Source organism: Streptomyces sp. x-80, from assembly GCF_046549095.1.
In the GTDB taxonomy this organism is placed as follows: domain Bacteria; phylum Actinomycetota; class Actinomycetes; order Streptomycetales; family Streptomycetaceae; genus Streptomyces; species Streptomyces celluloflavus.
Window position 1 is genome coordinate 242,661 of the sequence record NZ_JAJPWM010000003.1, and the last position, 17,630, is coordinate 260,290.

Consider the following 17,630-nt stretch of genomic DNA (forward strand, 5'->3'; position numbering starts at 1 on the left):
GACCGGCCCCGGATTCACTCGTTGGAAGGCGTGCAACGACGACATATCCCCCCACCCCGTGAAGGGCTGTTCAGCATGCCCATGGACGAACGCACCCGGGCCGATGTCGAACGGGCGGAGGCGGCCCTTGTCGAGCACTACCCACGGCTCGTCCGCCTCGCCTACCTCGTACTGCCCCCGTCGATGGGCCGTCACCGCCGGGTGCTCACCGCCCACGGCCTGGTCCAGCGGGCGCTGCCGCGGACCGGCCGCGGCCGGCCGGCCGGTGCGCCGCCCGGCGGGCCCGGCCGGGCGGCGGCCACCGGGTCCGGTTACGCCCTGGTGCGGCTGCGCGCCCTGCGGCAGGCCCTGGCGTACGAGCGGGTGCCGCGCCGCCGGTCCGCCCGGCTGCTGCCCGCCGTGCCCCTCGTCTGGGGGCTGCGGCTCTTCCCGCTGGCCGGTGGCGCCGACGAACTCGCCCTGGACCGGGCGCTCTCCGCGGTCGCGGCACCGGTCCGGGCCGCCCTCGGACTGTGGCATCTGGAGGGGCTGGACGAGGAGGGCACCGCCGCCGTGCTGGCGGCGGCCGGGATCGAGGACCCGGCCGCGGTGCAGCGGGCGGCCGGACAGCTGGACCGGGGGGCCGGCGCCGGTGCCGCGGCGCTGCTGAACTCGGGCGAGTTCGACCCGTGCACGGTGCAGACCCGGCCGACGGATCTGCTGCGCCGCCGGCAGCGGGTGCGGGCGGCGGTCGCGGTGGCGGCGGTGGTGGCGGCCGGCGCGGTGGTGGCCGCCGTCCCGGGCGGCGACGGCGCCGCGTGGGACACGGCCGGCCGCCGGCCGGCCGTCACCGAGGCGCGGCAGGCGCTGGACCCGGGACGGCTGGTGCGCACCCCCGATGAGCGGTGGGCCGCCACCTCGCGGACGGACTTCACCGCCTGGCCCGCCCGCGGACGCGCCGCGGGCGACCAGGCGCTGCTGGGGCGGGCGCTGCGGGTCTGGGCGGCACCGCCCGCCGGTACGCGGATCACGGCATCCGCCGGGACGTCCACCCGGCCGCCGGACCATCCGCCGCAGCTGCTCTACGCGGGCCTGATCGACAATGTGCGAGTGGTGGTCTGCCACGACGGCGAGCGGCTGGTGCGCTACGCGGAGCCGGCCGGCGCCACCCCGACGCTGCACTTCGCACGGGTCGACGGCGCCGATCTGACGACCGGCGCCGCGCTGGTGATCGGGCGGGGCGACGGCTGGCTGCGCTACCTGATCGCGCCGTGGGTCGCTGACGCCGCCACCCGCGATCTGCTCGCGCCCCGCGCCCCGGACCGTCCGCTGCACATCGCCCCGGACGGTGTCACCGACCGGGTGCCGGCACCGCCGGCGGCGGGCGGCGGCTGCGGGCGGTGGCCGGTGGTCCGGTTCCGGTCCTCGGCGCGGATCGTGGCGCACCACACCTTCCTCGTGACCGACCTCGGCGAGCCGGCGCCGGTGCACCTCACGTACCAGCCGCCGTCGGCCGACGGCGAGCCGCCCCGGCAGCCGGACGAGGCGACCGGCCCCCCGGCGCTGCTGAGCTGGGCCCGTACCGCCTGTGCGCTGCGGTCGCTGCGCGGTACGGGCGTACGGTCCGTCAACAACTGGGCGTTCGCCCGGCAGGACCTCCCGGAGGGCGGCGGCAGTGCGACCTGGGTCTGTACCCGCGCGGACACCTGGCGCGGGTCCGGCCAGGTCACGGTGCGGCTCCAGCCGGCCGCCGCGCGCCCGGCCGACCCCGGGCGGATCGCCGGACGGGCCCGGGACACCGCCGCGTGCGGCCGTTTCGGCCGCCAGGTGGTCGGCGCCGTCCGCTGGCGGTCGGCGTCCGGGACGTGGTACCTGCTCGCCGCGGGCAGCCGGGCGGTCACCGGTCTCGACGTCACCGGCGGGGTACGGGCCGCCACCGGGGAGGGCACGCTCGCCGTACCGGCCGCGCCGCACACCCGTGCCGAGGTCGCGGGCCGGCTGCGGACCGGCGCCGGTCCGCGCGCGCTCCGGCCGTAGTCCCGTCCCCGGGGCGGAGCCGTCGGGACCTCGCGGGGAAGCCGGGACAGCCGGGCGGGAGAACGGACGGAACGCCGGACGGAAACCCGGCGGAAAACCCGATGGAAAACCCGATGGAAAACCCGACAGAAGATGTCGGGTTTCGCTGCGAAGGTCGCGCTGTACGGATGAACGGCGTACGGGGCACGGCGTATGGCGCATGGTGCGCGGTGCCCGGTGCCCGGTGCGCGAACAGCGAGGAGTGGCGGACGTGACGGAGCAGGCGGGCGTGACGAGGCAGGCGGATGTGACGGAGCAGGGGCGGCCACTGACGGGGCGGGTGGCGCTGGTCGCGGGGGCGACCCGGGGCGCGGGACGGGCGATCGCCGTGGAGCTGGGCCGGGCCGGGGCCCTGGTGTATGTGACGGGGCGGACGACCCGGGAGCGGGTCAGCGAGGTCGGGCGGGCCACGGAGACGATCGAGGAGACCGCGGAGCTGGTCACGGCGGCCGGCGGCACCGGGATCGCCGTACCGGCCGACCACCTCGAACCGGACCAGGTCAAGGCGCTCATCGCACGCGTCGACCGGACGCACGGACGGCTGGACGTGCTGGTCAACAGCGTCTGGGGCGGTGACCATCTGCTCGAATTCGACACCACGCTGTGGGACCTCGACCTGGCCGACGGGCTGCGGATGCTCCGGCTCGGCGTCGAGAGCCACCTCGTCACCAGCCACTACGCACTGCCGCTGCTGATCCGGCGGCCCGGAGGGCTGGTCGTCGAGATGACGGACGGCACCGCCACCTTCAACCGGACCTACCGCGGCAATCTCTGCTTCGACCTCACCAAGAACGCCGCGCACCGCGTCGCGTTCGGGCTCGCGGCCGAGCTGGCGAAGCACGGCGGCACGGCCGTCTCGCTCACCCCCGGCTTCCTGCGGTCCGAGGAGATGCTGGATCACTTCGGGGTGACGGAGGAGACCTGGCGCGATGCGGTGGCGCAGGAACCGCACTTCGCCGTCGCCGAGTCGCCGCTCCTGGTCGCCCGCGGCGTCGCCGCACTGGCCGCCGACACGGACAAGGCGCGCTGGAGCGGCCGGTCGCTCTCCAGCGGCCAGCTGGCGAAGGAGTACGACTTCACCGACGCGGACGGCTCGCGGCCGGACGGCTTCGGCTACTTCGAGGACGTGGTCCTGGGCGGGAAGGACGGGAGCCCGGAGGACTACCGGTAGCGGCGGTCAGTCATAGAGCGCGGCGGCCCCCCGGGCGGCCGCCGCGAACCGCTCGCGCAGCGCGCGGGGCGCCAGCACCTCACCTTCCGGGCCGAGCGCGAGCAGCTGGGCGTAGGCGATATCGGCGGACTCCACGGCCAGCGTGACGGTCAGCCGGCCGTGCTCATCGGGTGGGCCCGCCCGCTCCGCCCGCTCGATCGCCTCCCGCGCCGCCGCGCGCTCGGTGACGTACGGCAGCTGCCGGACCCCGCGCGCGGAGAGCCGCAGCACCACCTCCGCGCGCAGCAGCGAGCGGGCGAACTGCTCGGCCCGTGCCGCCCAGAACGCGGGCAGGTCGAAGGTCTCGTCGCGGGTGAAGCGCTCACCGGTGGCGGTGACAGCGGTGAAGCGGTCCACGCGGTAGACCCGGTAGGAACCGGAGTCCGGCGCGGGCGCGGCCTCGGGGGTGCCGCCGGGGCCGGGCGCGGGGGTGCCGCCGGCGCGGGCCGCCAGATACCAGACCCCGGCCTTCAGCACGAGGCCGTACGGCTCCAGCTCCCGCCCGACCTCGCGGTCCTTGCGGTGGTAGCGGGCGGTCAGACGGCGGTCGTCCCACACCGCGTCGGCGACGGCGGGCAGCAGGGCGGGGGTCCCGGGCTCCTGATACCAGGCGGGCGCGTCGAGATGGAAGCGCTGGGCGGCGCCCGCCGCGGCGTCCCGCAGCTCGGGCAGCAGCGCCGCGGACACCTTGAGCCGGGCGGCGGACGCGGCGTCCGCGAGGCCCATCTCGCGCAGGGCGGTGGGCACTCCGGACAGGAAGAGCGCCTCCGCCTCGCTGCGGCCGAGGCCGGTGAGCCGGGTGCGGTAGCCGCCGATCAGGCGGTAGCCGCCGGCCCGGCCGCGGTCGGCGTAGACGGGCACGCCGGCCTCGGAGAGGGAGAGGACGTCCCGGGCGACCGTGCGCTCCGAGACCTCCAGCTCGCGCGCCAGCTCGGCGGCCGTCATCGACGGCCGGGACTGGAGCAGCAACACCATCTTGATCAGCCGGGCAGCGCGCATGCCGTCATCATGCCGGGCGGCACTGACACTCACCGGCGGCCCGGGAAGGGACCGCCGGTGCTGGGTGGTACGGCCCGGCCGCCGCCTCGAAGGCGCGGCCGGGCCGTACCGGTGCGATCCCGTGCGAAGACCCCGGGCGCGGTGGTGATCTCCGCACGGGAGCGGGGCGGGCGGCACCCGGCGCCGGCCGGTGCCGCCCAGGTCTCACAGGCCGTAGCGCTCCCTGGCCTCCTTGACGGTCTCCGGCTTCACCTCGCCGCGGCGGGCCAGCGCGGCCAGCGTCTGGACGACCACCGACTGCGGATCGACACCGAAGTGCCGGCGGGCCGCGTCACGGGTGTCGGAGAGGCCGAAACCGTCGGTCCCGATGGAGACCCAGTCCTGCTCGACCCAGGGCGCGATCTGGTCGGGCACCGCCCGCATCCAGTCGCTGACCGCGACGACCGGGCCGGGGGCACCGGACAGCGCACGGGTGACGTACGGAATCCGGTCCTCGCCGTCCAGCCGGGCCGCGTCGCACTCCAGCGCGTCGCGGCGCAGCTCCGTCCAGGACGGTGCCGACCAGATGTCCGCCGCCACGCCCCAGTCGGCGGCCAGCAGCCGCTGCGCCTCCAGGACCCAGTGGATGGCGGTGCCGGAGGCCAGCAGCTGCACCCGCGGGCTGTCGGCCTGCGGCCGGGGGCCCTCCTGGTAGCGGTAGAGGCCCTTGAGGATGCCCTCTTCGACGCCTTCCGGCATGGCCGGCTGGACCTTGGTCTCGTTGTAGACCGTCAGGTAGTAGAAGACGTCCTCGGCGTCGGGGCCGTACATCCGGCGCAGCCCCTCCTTGACGATCACCGCCACCTCGTACGCGAACGCCGGGTCGTACGAGAGGGCCGCCGGGTTGGTGGAGGCGATCAGGTGCGAATGGCCGTCGGCGTGCTGGAGGCCCTCGCCGGTCATGGTCGTGCGGCCCGCGGTGGCGCCGATGACGAAGCCGCGGCCCAACTGGTCGGCCAGCGCCCAGAACTGGTCGGCGGTGCGCTGCCAGCCGAACATCGAGTAGAAGATGTAGAAGGGGATCATCGGCTCGCCGTGGGTGGCGTACGAGGTCGCCGCGGCGGTGAAGTCGGCCAGCGAACCGGCCTCGGTGATGCCCTCGTTGAGGATCTGACCGTTCTTGGCCTCCTTGTAGTACAGGAGCTGGTCGCGGTCGACGGGGTCGTAGGTCTGGCCCATGGGGGAGTAGAGGCCGGCCGACGGGAAGAGCGACTCCATGCCGAAGGTGCGGGCCTCGTCGGGGACGACCGGCACCCAGCGCCGGCCGGTCTCCTTGTCCCGCATCAGGTCCTTGACCAGCCGGACGAACGCCATGGTGGTGGCGATCTCCTGGTTGCCGGACCCCTTCTTCAGGGCGTCGAAGGACTTGTCCGCGGGCATCGGCAGCGGTTTGGCGACGACCTTGCGGGCCGGCGCCGGGCCGTCCAGGGCGGCGCGCCGCTCGCGCAGGTAGCGCATCTCCGGGGAGTCCTCGGCCGGGCGCCAGTACGGCACCAGGCCGTCCGCGAGCGCGCTGTCCGGGATGGGCAGTTCCAGGAGGTCGCGCATGGTGCGGAACTCCTCCCCGGTCAGCTTCTTCATCTGGTGGTTGGCGTTACGGGACTCGAAACCCGTACCGAGGGTGTAGCCCTTGACGGTCTGCGCCAGGATGACGGTCGGCGCACCCTTGTGCTCGACGGCGGCCCGATAGGCGGCGTACACCTTGCGCGGCTCGTGGCCGGCGCGGGAGGTCTGGAACAGCTCCAGCAGCTTGGCGTCGGAGAGCGTGCGGCCGATCGCCTGGAGGGCGGCGTCGGCGCCGAAGAAGTGGTCGCGCAGGTAAGCGGCGTCGCGGGTGGCGTACGTCTGGAACTGGGCGTCGGGGACCTCGCGCAGCCGGCGCACCACGGCGCCGTCGGTGTCCTGTGCGAAGACCTCGTCCCAGGCCCGGCCCCACAGCGACTTGACGACGTTCCAGCCGGCCGCGCGGAACTGGGCCTCCAGCTCCTGCACGATCTTGAAGTTGGGGCGGACCGGGCCGTCGAGGCGCTGGAGGTTGCAGTTGATGACGAAGGTCAGGTTGTCCAGGCCCTCGCGGCCGGCCAGCGCCAGGGCGGCGGTCGACTCCGGCTCGTCCATCTCGCCGTCGCCCAGGAACGCCCAGATGCGGGAGCGGGAGGTGTCCTTGATGCCGCGGTGGTGCAGATAGCGGTTGAAGCGCGCCTGGTAGATCGCGGAGAGCGGGCCCAGGCCCATGGAGACGGTGGGGAACTCCCACAGCCAGGGCAGCCGCCGCGGGTGCGGGTACGAGGGCAGACCGGCGCCGCCGGCCTCCTGGCGGAAGTGGTCGAGCTGCTCCTCGGTCAGGCGGCCGTCGAGGAAGGCGCGGGCGTAGATACCGGGGGAGGCGTGGCCCTGGAGGTAGAGCTGGTCGCCGCTGTCCGTGCCCTCCTTGCCGCGGAAGAAGTGCTGGAAGCCGGTCTCGTAGAGCCAGGCAGCGGAGGCGAAGGTGGCGATGTGGCCGCCGAGGCCGTACCGGGCGCCGCGGGTGACCATCGCGGCGGCGTTCCAGCGGTTCCAGGCGGTGATCCTGGCCTCCAGCGCCTCGTCACCCGGGAAGTCGGGCTCGGCGGAGGTCGGGATGGTGTTGACGTAGTCCGTCTCCAGGAGGGACGGGAGGGCGGTGCCTTCGGTGCGCGCGGTGTGCTCCAGGGCACGGCGCATCAGATAGGCGGCGCGATGCGGGCCCGCTGCCTTGGTGACGGCGTCGAGCGACTCGCGCCACTCGGCCGTCTCCTCCGGGTCGCGGTCCGGGAGCTGGTCGAGCTGGCTGTACGGCAGGCGCACGGGATCGGGCATGGATGGCCCCTTTCCGGACGGGGGGTGAATGCGTGTTCGGCAGGCATTCGGCAGGCAGGGGTATCGCGCCCCAACGGCGACGATACGCCTCTGATCGATGATCGATCAACGCACTTCGGGCGAATAACCGCAGGTCGGCACGGGGTGCCGCCTTTTCCGGCACGCGGTGCCAGTCGGAAGGGGGTCGCGCGGCGCCGCCGTCCGGCCCCCTCCCGGACCCCCCTCAGACCCTCGGCGCGCAGCTCAGCACATGCGTCTTGAGCAGGGTGCCGATCCTCGGGTCGCGCCGCCGGAACGCGTCCACGATCTCCTGGTGGTCCTGGGCGTGCGAGCGCGGCTCCGGGCTGAACCAGCGGATCGAGAGCGTCGTCCAGACCTCGACGCCCAGTGACTCCCAGGTGTGCAGCAGTACGGCGTTCCCGGCCGCCCGCACGATCTCGCGGTGGAAGGCCACCGTGTGCCGCACCTGAGCCTCCCCGTCGCCCGTCCGGTCGGCCTCCCGCAGCGCCGCCACCTCGCGCTCCAGCGCCGCCGTGTCCGTCGCCAGCCGGCCGGCCGCCAGCTCCGCCGCCACCTGCTCCAGACCGGCCCGCACCGGGTAGCTCTCCTTGAGGTCGTCCGCGGTCAGATTCCGCACCCGTACGCCCTTGTTCGGGGCCGACTCGATCAGCTGGAGCGACTCCAGCTCGCGCAGCGCCTCCCGTACGGGGGTCTGGCTGACCTTCAGCTCGACCGCGATCCGCCGCTCCACGATCCGTTCGCCCGGCTGCCAGCGGCCGCTGACGATCCCCTCAAGGATGTGCTCGCGGATCTGCTCGCGCAGCGAATGGACGACCGGCGGGGTCATGACGTGCTCCTTCAGAGCGGTGGTGACAATCGGGTGGAGAAGTGACAAGGGGGCCATTATCCGGGAAACGCAAAGGGACCGGCCCCGGCTCGTCATGAGCCGGGGCCGGCCCCCTGTGCACCTACCGGAGGGCTACCGGATTCAGAGACCGATCTCGGTCTCGAACTCGGCGGCCTCCAGGATCTGCTTGACCGTGGTCAGGTAGCGGGCGGCGTCGGCGCCGTCCACCAGACGGTGGTCGTAGGAGAGCGCGAGGTAGGTCATGTCGCGCACCGCGATGGTCTCGCCGAGGTCCGGGTGGTTGATGACCACCGGGCGCCGGACGGTCGCACCGATACCCAGGATGCCGACTTGGTTCGGGGGCACGATGACCGTGTCGAACAGGGCGCCGCGCGAACCGGTGTTGCTGATGGTGAAGGTCGCGCCGGCCAGGTCGTCCGGGGTGATCTTGTTGCCCCGGACCTTGCCCGCCAGCTCCGCCGTCTTCTTGGCGATACCGGCGATGTTCAGGTCGCCCGCGTCCTTGATGACCGGGGTCATCAGGCCCTTCTCCGCGTCCACCGCGATACCGACGTTCTCGGTGTCGAAGTAGGTGATGGTGCCCTCGGCCTCGTTGATCCGGGCGTTGACGACCGGGTGGGCCTTCAGCGCCTGGACGGCGGCCTTGACGAAGAACGGCATCGGCGAGAGCTTGACGCCCTCACGCTGCGCGAAGGATTCCTTGGCCTTGTTGCGCATCCGCATGATCGCGGTGATGTCCACCTCGACCACGCTGGTCAGCTGCGCCTGGCCGTGCAGGGCCTTCATCATGTTGTCGCCGATGACCTTGCGCATCCGCGGCATCTTGACGGTCTGGCCACGCAGCGGCGACGGCTCGATGGAGACGCCGGGAGCCTTCGCGGCGGCGGCCGGAGCCGCGGCCGGCGCCGGGGCGGCGGCCTTGGCGGCCTCCGCTGCGGCGATGACGTCCTGCTTGCGGACCCGGCCACCGACACCGGTGCCCCGCACGGTGGCGAGGTTCACACCGCTCTCCGCGGCGAGCTTGCGCACCAGCGGGGTGACGTACGCGCCGTCGCCCTCACCCGCGGCCGGAGCCGGGGTGACGGGGGCCGGTGCGACCGGAGCCGGCGCGGGGGCCGGAGCGGGCGAGGGGGCCGGCGCCGGAGTGGGCGCGGGCGCCGCGGCGACCGGCGCGGGAGCCGGGGCCGGGGCGGGTGCGACCGGAGCCGGGGCCGGAGCGGGCGCGGGCGCGGGCGCGGCGGCGGGGGCCGCGGCCTGGGCGGCCGAACCGATGACGGCGAGCTTGGCGCCGACCTCGGCGGTCTCGTCCTCGGCGACGGTGATCTCCAGCAGCGTGCCGGAGACCGGCGCCGGGATCTCGGTGTCGACCTTGTCGGTGGAGACCTCCAGCAGCGGCTCGTCGGCCTCGACCGACTCACCGACCTCCTTCAGCCAGCGGGTGACGGTGCCCTCGGTGACGCTCTCGCCGAGCGCGGGGAGGACGACGTCGGTGCCCTGGGCGGCGCCGGCGGGGGCCGCCGGGGCCGCGGCGGCCGGAACCGGGGTGGGCTCGGGCTGCGCGACCGGCGCCGGGGCGGCCGGGGCCTCGACGGCGGCCGGGGCCGGGGCGGCGGCCGGCGTACCGGTGCCGTCGTCGATGATGGCCAGCTCGGCGCCGACCTCCACCGTCTCGTCCTCGGCCACCTTGATGGAGGCCAGGACGCCTGCGGCCGGGGCCGGGATCTCGGTGTCGACCTTGTCGGTCGACACTTCGAGCAACGGCTCGTCGGCCTCTACGCGCTCACCCTCGGCCTTCAGCCAGCGGGTGACGGTGCCCTCGGTGACGCTCTCGCCGAGCGCCGGAAGGGTTACGGAAACCGCCATGGTTTCTGTTGCTCCTTACGGATGGGATCTCCCCTGCTCGCTGATGCGAGAGCCTGGGGAAGTGCGGATGTGGTCGCGCCCGGGACTGGGGGTCAGTCGTGGGAGTGGAGAGGCTTGCCGGCCAGGGCCAGGTGGGCCTCGCCGAGAGCCTCGTTCTGCGTCGGGTGCGCGTGTACGAGCTGCGCAACCTCGGCCGGCAGGGCCTCCCAGTTGTAGACCAGCTGGGCCTCACCGACCTGCTCGCCCATACGGTCACCGACCATGTGGACGCCGACCACGGCACCATCCTTGACCTGGACGAGCTTGATCTCGCCCGAGGTCTTGAGGATCCGGCTCTTGCCGTTGCCCGCGAGGTTGTACTTCAGAGCGACGACCTTGTCGGCGCCGTACAGCTCCTTGGCCTTCGCCTCGGTGATACCCACCGAAGCGACCTCGGGGTGGCAGTACGTCACGCGCGGCACGCCGTCGTAGTCGATCGGCACGGTCTTGATACCGGCCAGCCGCTCCGCTACCAGCATGCCCTCGGCGAAGCCGACGTGCGCGAGCTGGAGGGTGGGGACGAGGTCACCGACGGCCGAGATGGTCGGCACGTTGGTCTGCATGTACTCGTCGACCAGGACATAGCCGCGGTCCATCGCGACGCCCTGCTCCTCGTAGCCCAGCCCCTGGGAGACCGGCCCGCGGCCGATCGCGACCAGCAGCACCTCGGCCTCGAAGGTCTTGCCGTCGGCGAGGGTGACCCGGACGCCGTCGGCGGTGTACTCGGCCTTGTCGAAGAAGGTGCCGAGGTTGAACTTTATGCCCCGCTTGCGGAAGGCCCGCTCCAGCAGCTTGGAGCTGTTCTCGTCCTCGACCGGGACGAGGTGCTTGAGGCCCTCGACGATGGTCACGTCGGTGCCGAAGGACTTCCACGCCGAGGCGAACTCGACGCCGATGACGCCGCCGCCCAGGACGATCGCGGACTTCGGCACGCGGTCCAGCTTCAGCGCGTGGTCCGAGGAGATGATGCGGTTGCCGTCGATCTCCAGACCCGGCAGCGACTTCGGCACGGAGCCGGTCGCCAGCAGGACGTGGCGGCCCTCGACGCGCCGGCCGTCCACGTCGACGGAGGTCGGGGAGGAGAGCCGCCCCGTGCCCTCGATGTAGGTCACCTTGCGCGAGGCGATCAGACCCTGGAGGCCCTTGTACAGGCCCGAGATGACCTCGTCCTTGTACTTGTGGACCGCGTCGATGTCGATGCCCTCGAAGGTGGCCTTGACACCGAACTGGGTGGCCTCGCGCGCCTGGTCGGCGATCTCACCGGCGTGCAGCAGCGCCTTCGTGGGGATGCAGCCGTTGTGCAGGCAGGTACCGCCGACCTTGCCCTTCTCGATCAGGGCGACGTCCAGGCCCAGCTGCGCCCCGCGCAGGGCGGCGGCGTAACCGCCGCTACCGCCTCCGAGGATCACTAGGTCGAAAACGGTGCTGGCGTCGTTCGCCACGTCACGTCCTCCATGCATGGGTACGCCGGAGCCGGTCTCCAATGACCGGACGGCGGCTGTTGATCGGCCGCTTTTACGTCGGCCCTGGGTAAGGGGGGCCCTGTCCTGCCGAGAACCCATCTTCGCACTTGTTGAACGAAGCCGGGACGCCGGGCCGGGCCGGGGGCGGCCGGAGGGCCGCGCCACAGGTGTTACTGCTGCGTACGCACGTGCGGATTTCGTCGAGGGCGAACGCATACGTACGGCCCCGGGGACGCTGCCCGGGGCCGTACGGACAAAACAGGCGAGACCGGGACGGCGTCAGCCGAGGTCGCCCGCGGCGGTGCGCTCGGCCAGCCGGACCAGGGTGCGGACCGCGGAGCCGGTGCCGCCCTTGGGGGTGTAGCCCCACGGCGCGCCCTCGTGGAAGGCCGGGCCCGCGATGTCCAGGTGTGCCCAGGAGATGCCCTCGCCGATGAACTCCTTCAGGAAGAGTCCGGCGGCCAGGCCGCCGCCCATCCGCCCGCCGATGTTGGCGAGGTCGGCGACCGGGGACTCCATGCCCTTGAGCAGCTCGGCGGGGAGCGGCATCGGCCAGGACTGCTCGCCGGCCTCCTCCGCGATCTCGTGGATCGAGGTGCGGAAGGCGTCGTCGTTGGCCATGATCCCGAAGGTGCGGTCGCCCAGCGCGACCATCATCGCGCCGGTCAGCGTCGCGACGTCCACGATCGCGTCCGGGGACTCCTCCGAGGCGCGGGCCAGCGCGTCGGCCAGCACCAGGCGGCCCTCGGCGTCGGTGTTGAGCACCTCGACCGTCTTGCCGCTGTACATGGTCAGCACGTCACCGGGGCGGGTGGCGGAGCCGGACGGCATGTTCTCGGCGAGCGCCAGCCAACCGGTGACGTTCACCTCCAGGCCCAGCCGGGCGGCGGCCACGACCGTGGCGAACACCGCGGCCGCGCCGCTCATGTCGCACTTCATGGTCTCGTTGTGGCCGGCCGGCTTGAGCGAGATGCCGCCCGAGTCATAGGTGATGCCCTTGCCGACGAGCGCCAGGGTCTTCGTCGCGTCGGCGTGCGTGTGCGCGATCCGCACCAGCCGCGGCGGCGCCTCCGAGCCCTGGCCGACGCCCAGCAGACCGCCGTAGCCGCCCTTCTTGAGCGCCTTCTCGTCGAGCACCTCGACGGCGAGGCCGAACTCCTTGGCGGCGGCCTGCGCCTCGGCGGCGAAGGACTTCGGGTCGAGGTCGTTGGAGGGCGTGTTGATCAGGTCACGGGCGCGGTTGATCTCCGCGGCCAGCGCCTGGGCGCGCTCGGCGGCGGCCTTGAACGCCTTGTCGCGCGGCTTGCCGCCGAGGATGGCGGCCTCGGCCAGCGGCGCCGACTTGGCGTCGTCCTTCTTCTTGCCGCCGTTGCTGCGGTACGCGGTGAAGGTGTACGCGCCGAGCAGCGCGCCCTCGGCGACGGCGGCCGCGGCCTCGGCGTCCTCGACCGGCAGCGCGAAGGCGGCCTTCTTGGTGCCGGTCAGCGCGCGGGCGGCGCTGCCCGCGGCGCGGCGCAGCGACTCGTGGCCGTAGCCGTCGCCCTTGGCCGGGGCGTCGCCGAGGCCGACCGCCAGCACGACCGGCGCCTTGAGGCCGTCGGCGGCGGGCAGCTTGGTCACCTCGCCCTCGGCACCACTCGCGCCGAGGGTTTCCAGCACGGCGGCGAGCTTTCCGCCGAACGCCTTGTCCACGGCCTCCGCGCCGGGGGCCGTGACGACGCCCTTGGCGCCCTTGGCCACGCCGACGACGACGGCGTCCGCACGCAACGTTGCGGCGGAAGAAGTACTGAGGGTCAGTGCAGTCACGGTGATGAAGGTCCTGTTCCGTCAGGGGAATCCGGTCGCGCCCAGGGCGCTGCTGCGGCCGAGCCTACGCTCGGCGTCGCCGCCCGGTCCCGTCCGCCGCCGCACCGGGGCGTCACCCGGCGCCGCCCACCGCCGCCCGCCCGGGGTGAACCGTCCGTCAATGCGGGGGAGTTATCCCCTTTCGGGTAGTTTCGGTTCCTTTTTCTGGCGGTTCTCGGCGGTTCCCGGCGGCGTATGCCCGTACCGATGAGACGCGCGCCACAGCGGCCGGTGAGGCGGCGTCACCTCTCCGGCGGCTCCTCCCCGGTGCTCCTGCTCGGCGGCGCCGCGCTGCCCGGTCCCGCCGTACGACGGGGCGTCAGCCGAGCGCGAGGACGACCAGTGCCGCCAGCCCCGCGCTCTCCGCGAGCGCGCCGAACACATCGCCGGTCACCCCGCCGAACCGCCGCCGGCAGTGCCGCAGCATCAGTTCGCCGGTCCCGAGGCCGGCCAGCGCCGCCACCCCGGCGTGCAGCGCGCCCCACGGGCCGGACAGCGCGCCCGCGGCGGCGCACAGGGCCGTCACCAGGGCGGCGCACAGCAGCGCCGCGCGGAGCGGAACGATACCCGCGACCGCCGCGCCGAGCCCGCCGGGCCGGGCGGCCGGCACCCCCGTGCGGGAGGCGAGGGTCAGCGCGCAGCGCGCGGTGACCGCCGCGACGGCGACGGCCGTCGCACCCCGCGCCCAGCCGTCCGCGTACAGTTCGGACACCGCCGCCACCTGGGCGAACAGGGCGAACAGCAGCGTGATGACCCCGAACGGGCCGATGTCGGACTGCTTCATGATGCGCAGCGCGTCCGCGGCCGGCCGGCCGCTGCCCAGGCCGTCCGCGGTGTCGGCGAGCCCGTCCAGATGCAGGCCGCGGGTGAGCGCGGCGGGCACCGCGGCGCTGCCGACCGCGGCGAGCAGCGGCCCGCCGCCCAGCAGGAGCAGCGCCCCGCCGAGCGCGGCCGCGGCCGCCCCGACGACCAGCCCGGCCAGCGGTGCGCAGAGCATCCCGCCACGGGCGGTCTCCCGGTCCCAGCGGGTGACCCGCACCGGCAGCGCGGTCAGCGTCCCGAAGGCGAAACGCAGCGCGTCGGTACGGGACGGGGGACCCGGGGCGGCGGTCGGGGCGTCGGGGGCTTGGCTCATCGCCGCAGGCTACCCCGGTTGCCGCGGCGTTAAATTGCCCTCATATGACGGAAAGCTTGCTGTGACAGAAGGGGAGTATGTGGCATGGGTCACTGGTGGGTCCGCAACATCATCGAGCCGGGGAAGCTGCCGCTGCTGCTCGCCCTCGCCTCCTTCGCGCTGACCTTCCTCGTGACCCGCGTCATCACCCGGCTCATCCGCGCGGGCAAGGGCCCGTTCCGCAACATCACACCGGGCGGGATACACGTCCACCACGTCGTCCCCGGCGTGATCCTCATGGTCATCGGCGGCTTCATCGGGATCGCCGGCGGCCCGCGCGGCTTCGGCTCCGCCGCCGCGGCCGTGCTCTTCGGCATCGGCGTCGGCCTGGTCCTGGACGAGTTCGCGCTGATCCTGCACCTGGACGACGTCTACTGGACCGAGGCCGGCACCAAGAGCGTCGAGATCGTCATCATCACCGCCGCGCTGGTCGCCCTGATCCTCTGCGGCTTCCTGCCGTTCGGCGTCAACGAACTGAGCCCCCACGAGACCCACGACCGCTTCCTGGTCGTCCGGACCGTCGGCATCAACTTCCTCTGCGCCCTGATCGCGCTGTTCAAGGGGAAGGGCCGGATGGCCGTCATCGGGGTGGTCATCCCCTTCGTCGCGCTCGTCGGGGCCATCCGGCTGGCCCGGCCCAACTCCCCCTGGGCCCGGCGCTTCTACGCCCGCCGGCCCAGGGCGCAGGCGCGCGCGAAGGTCCGCGCGTACCGCCACGACGTGCGCTGGTCGGGGATCCGCCGCCGGATCGGGCACCTCATCGGGGGTGCTCCCAGCCGCTGACGTGCTGGATACCGCCGGGTTTGCGGCGGCGCCCGGCGATCTCCCACACCGCGCACAGCACCAGCACCGCCGCGACGGCCGCGATGTGCTCCTTGCCCGCCAGGTTGTTCTTGATGAACAGCACCTCGACGATCATCGCGACCACCACCGCCGCGCAGGTGTACCAGGCGCGGTAGCGCCAGGTCACGACCAGCGCCAGGCCCACCACGGCCGCCGAGGGGCCGGTGTCGATGACGTACGCGTCGGTGGGCGGCAGCCCGACGGGGGTGCCGGGCCCGAGCCAGATGCCGAGCCGCGCGTACATCGTCCCGGCGAGCGTGGCGAGGTACGCGACGGCCAGCATCTGCCGCCGGCCCAGGCAGATCTCGGCGATCCCGAAGACCAGCAGAAGCTGCACCAGCGCACCCCAGACCGGCAGATCGAGGGCGGGCACGAACAGCGAGAGCGGGGTGCGCAGCAGCGCCAGCCACAGATGCTCACCGGCCTGCACGGAGCCGATGTTCTGGATCGGCCGGTAGCCCCAGGGCTGGTTCTGCACGATCTGGAAGACCAGCGTCAGCAGCACCGCCGCGAGCGTCACCGGGATCGCCCGCAGCTTCCGCTCCGCCAGCGCGGACGTCACGGTCCGAAGGAGCGGGCCCCACTCGGCGCGTACGGCACGACGCAGGGCCGGCTCCGTCATCTCATGTTCTCCAGGTGCTTGCGGTTCAGCCACTTCGGCAGACCAGGGGCCTCCAGGAAGCCTTCGGCGCGGGCGCCGGCGACTCCGATTCGCAACAGATCGGTGCTCTTTTCGAAGAGCATGTACCGCGGTTCCCAGATGGGCCGGTATTTGGCATTGGCGCGGTAGAGCGATTCGATCTGCCACCAGCGCGAGAAGAAGCTGAGCAGCGAACGCCATACGCGCAGTACCGGACCCGCGCCGAGCCGCGATCCACGTTCGAAGACGGAGCGGAACATCGCGAAGTTCAGGGAGATCTGCGTGATCTCCACCTCTTTCGCCCGCTGGATCATCTCCAGGACCATGAACTCCACCAGGCCGTTCTCGGAGTCCCGGTCACGCCGCATCAGGTCCAGCGAGAGGCCGCTGTCGCCCCACGGAACGAAACTCAGCAGCGCCCGCAGCCGCCCCTCGCCCTCCCCGTCGCCGGCGTCCCGGCATTCGAGCATCACGCACCGACCGTCCCCGGGATCCCCGAGCCGGCCCAGCGCCATGGAGAAGCCCCGCTCGGTCTCCCCGTCGCGCCAGTCGTCGGCCAGCCGCAGCAGCTCGTCCATCTCCGGCCCGGGAATGTCCTCATGGCGCCGGATACGGACGGTGTACCCGGCCCGCTCGACCCGGTTGTACGCCTGCCGGACGGTACGCATCGCGCGCCCGCCGAGCGTGAACTCCTCGGTGTCCACGATCGCTTCGTCGCCGATCTCCAGCGCGTCCAGACCGTGCCGGGCGTAGATCGTGCCGCCCTCCTCGCTGGCGCCCATCACGGCCGGCGTCCAGCCGTGCTCCCGGGCCTCGGCGAGCCACCGATCGATGGCACCGGGCCATGCCTCGGGATCGCCCAGCGGGTCGGCGGAGGCCAGCGACACCCCGCCCACCACGCGGTAGGTGATCGCCGCCTTGCCGCTGGGGGAGAACAGGACGCTCTTGTCGCGGCGCAGCGCGAAATAGCCCAGCGAATCGCGGTCGCCGTGCCGGGCGAGGAGCGCGCGCAGCTTCTCCTCGTCGTCCCCGGTGATCGGGTCGGTGCTGCGCACGGACCGGAAGGCCGCCCACAGGACGGCCACCAGCAGCGCCGTACTCATCACGTTGATGGCGACATCCACCCAGTTCGGGGCGGAGATCTTGAGGAATTTCAGTTCGTCGGGGGCGAGCGAGACCAGCCGCATCAGGCCGTACCGCCACCGCTCCAGGAACGTCGAGGACGCGTTCTGGGCGGTGTCGGTGACCGTGACCAGCAGCGCCGCCAGCAGCGAGGCGGTCAGCAGCCCGCCGACCGCGGTGACCGCGGCCAGCTTCGGGTTCGACCGGTCGCCCTTCGCGTAGAACTCCCGGCGGCCGACGACCAGCGCGACGACGAACAGCAGCGTCAGCACCAGCGACACCCAGTTCTGCGGATGCGCGCGGAACTCCGGGACGAACGCGAGCACGGAGCCGATCAGCGCCAGGAACAGCCCCGACAGCACCAGACTCAGAATCCAGGCCGCCCGCTTGCGCCGCCGCAGTGTGACGGCGAAGAACAGCGAGAAGGCGCCGGAGGCGAACCCCGCGGTGAGCAGATACGGGGTGAAGAACTCGTCGACGTTGTGCCGGCGGATGTTGTTGCCGAACGACACCCACACCGCACTGAGGAAATTGATGAACGTGACGGTGCGCAGATACCAGACGCCGAACGCGGCGCCGCGCTGTGACCAGGGGCCGCGGGGGCGGTCCTCATCCGGGCTCAAGCGACATCT

12 protein-coding genes are annotated in these 17,630 nt (G+C 73.0%); 3 read left to right on the top strand and 9 right to left on the bottom strand.

What is annotated here, in order from left to right; genetic code table 11:
* The first annotated feature begins 81 nt into the window (after positions 1-81).
* The gene (locus ACLJWH_RS06655; RefSeq protein WP_411140639.1) at positions 82-2,016 is read left to right on the top strand and encodes a hypothetical protein; all 1,935 of its coding nucleotides are present in this window, start codon (positions 82-84) and stop codon (positions 2,014-2,016) included.
* A 250-nt stretch (positions 2,017-2,266) separates the two neighbouring features.
* The gene (locus tag ACLJWH_RS06660; RefSeq protein ID WP_411140640.1) at positions 2,267-3,226 is read left to right on the top strand and encodes an SDR family oxidoreductase; all 960 of its coding nucleotides are present in this window, start codon (positions 2,267-2,269) and stop codon (positions 3,224-3,226) included.
* 6 nt (positions 3,227-3,232) lie between these two features.
* On the opposite strand, the gene ACLJWH_RS06665 is transcribed toward ACLJWH_RS06660, so the two are convergent.
* From ACLJWH_RS06665 to ACLJWH_RS06695, 7 genes are all read right to left on the bottom strand, one after another.
* The gene (locus ACLJWH_RS06665; protein WP_411140641.1) at positions 3,233-4,264 is read right to left on the bottom strand and encodes a helix-turn-helix transcriptional regulator; all 1,032 of its coding nucleotides are present in this window, start codon (positions 4,262-4,264) and stop codon (positions 3,233-3,235) included.
* Positions 4,265-4,468: 204 nt separating this feature from the next.
* Positions 4,469-7,141: a pyruvate dehydrogenase (acetyl-transferring), homodimeric type gene (aceE, locus tag ACLJWH_RS06670; RefSeq protein ID WP_411140642.1), complete on the bottom strand. Its 2,673-nt coding sequence runs from the start codon at positions 7,139-7,141 to the stop codon at positions 4,469-4,471.
* A 223-nt stretch (positions 7,142-7,364) separates the two neighbouring features.
* Positions 7,365-7,988, bottom strand: a complete 624-nt coding sequence (locus tag ACLJWH_RS06675) for a GntR family transcriptional regulator (RefSeq protein WP_411140643.1) — start codon at positions 7,986-7,988, stop codon at positions 7,365-7,367.
* A gap of 141 nt (positions 7,989-8,129) precedes the next feature.
* Positions 8,130-9,872: a 2-oxoglutarate dehydrogenase, E2 component, dihydrolipoamide succinyltransferase gene (gene sucB, locus ACLJWH_RS06680; protein WP_411140644.1), complete on the bottom strand. Its 1,743-nt coding sequence runs from the start codon at positions 9,870-9,872 to the stop codon at positions 8,130-8,132.
* Between the two features lie 92 nt (positions 9,873-9,964).
* Entirely contained in the window at positions 9,965-11,353 is a 1,389-nt protein-coding gene (gene lpdA, locus ACLJWH_RS06685) for a dihydrolipoyl dehydrogenase (RefSeq protein WP_411140645.1), read from the bottom strand.
* Between the two features lie 300 nt (positions 11,354-11,653).
* Entirely contained in the window at positions 11,654-13,180 is a 1,527-nt protein-coding gene (locus ACLJWH_RS06690) for a leucyl aminopeptidase (protein WP_411140646.1), read from the bottom strand.
* 358 nt (positions 13,181-13,538) lie between these two features.
* The gene (locus ACLJWH_RS06695; protein WP_411140647.1) at positions 13,539-14,354 is read right to left on the bottom strand and encodes an adenosylcobinamide-GDP ribazoletransferase; all 816 of its coding nucleotides are present in this window, start codon (positions 14,352-14,354) and stop codon (positions 13,539-13,541) included.
* Positions 14,355-14,438: 84 nt separating this feature from the next.
* Between ACLJWH_RS06695 and ACLJWH_RS06700 the strand changes: the two genes are divergently transcribed.
* The gene (locus ACLJWH_RS06700; RefSeq protein WP_411140648.1) at positions 14,439-15,176 is read left to right on the top strand and encodes a hypothetical protein; all 738 of its coding nucleotides are present in this window, start codon (positions 14,439-14,441) and stop codon (positions 15,174-15,176) included.
* Here ACLJWH_RS06700 and ACLJWH_RS06705 read toward each other — a convergent pair.
* Positions 15,151-15,858 carry a hypothetical protein gene (locus ACLJWH_RS06705; RefSeq protein WP_411140649.1) on the bottom strand — a complete coding sequence of 236 codons (708 nt, stop codon included), beginning with the start codon at positions 15,856-15,858 and terminating at the stop codon, positions 15,151-15,153. The two genes, ACLJWH_RS06700 and ACLJWH_RS06705, sit on opposite strands and share 26 nt — an antisense overlap.
* On the bottom strand, positions 15,855-17,621 hold the full coding sequence (locus ACLJWH_RS06710; protein ID WP_411140650.1) for a phosphatidylglycerol lysyltransferase domain-containing protein: 1,767 nt from the start codon (positions 17,619-17,621) through the stop codon (positions 15,855-15,857). The genes ACLJWH_RS06705 and ACLJWH_RS06710 overlap by 4 nt, the downstream gene beginning before the upstream one ends.
* Positions 17,622-17,630: the final 9 nt, after the last annotated feature.

What these genes read in the sequence shown, in the direction of transcription:
- sucB (WP_411140644.1), bottom strand. Translation starts at nt 9,872, where the DNA reads ATGGCGGTTTCCGTAACCCTTCCGGCGCTCGGCGAGAGCGTCACCGAG.
- ACLJWH_RS06700 (WP_411140648.1), top strand. Translation starts at nt 14,439, where the DNA reads ATGGGTCACTGGTGGGTCCGCAACATCATCGAGCCGGGGAAGCTGCCG.
- ACLJWH_RS06675 (WP_411140643.1), bottom strand. Translation starts at nt 7,988, where the DNA reads ATGACCCCGCCGGTCGTCCATTCGCTGCGCGAGCAGATCCGCGAGCAC.
- ACLJWH_RS06665 (WP_411140641.1), bottom strand. Translation starts at nt 4,264, where the DNA reads ATGCGCGCTGCCCGGCTGATCAAGATGGTGTTGCTGCTCCAGTCCCGG.
- ACLJWH_RS06655 (WP_411140639.1), top strand. Translation starts at nt 82, where the DNA reads ATGGACGAACGCACCCGGGCCGATGTCGAACGGGCGGAGGCGGCCCTT.
- ACLJWH_RS06705 (WP_411140649.1), bottom strand. Translation starts at nt 15,858, where the DNA reads ATGACGGAGCCGGCCCTGCGTCGTGCCGTACGCGCCGAGTGGGGCCCG.
- ACLJWH_RS06695 (WP_411140647.1), bottom strand. Translation starts at nt 14,354, where the DNA reads ATGAGCCAAGCCCCCGACGCCCCGACCGCCGCCCCGGGTCCCCCGTCC.
- aceE (WP_411140642.1), bottom strand. Translation starts at nt 7,141, where the DNA reads ATGCCCGATCCCGTGCGCCTGCCGTACAGCCAGCTCGACCAGCTCCCG.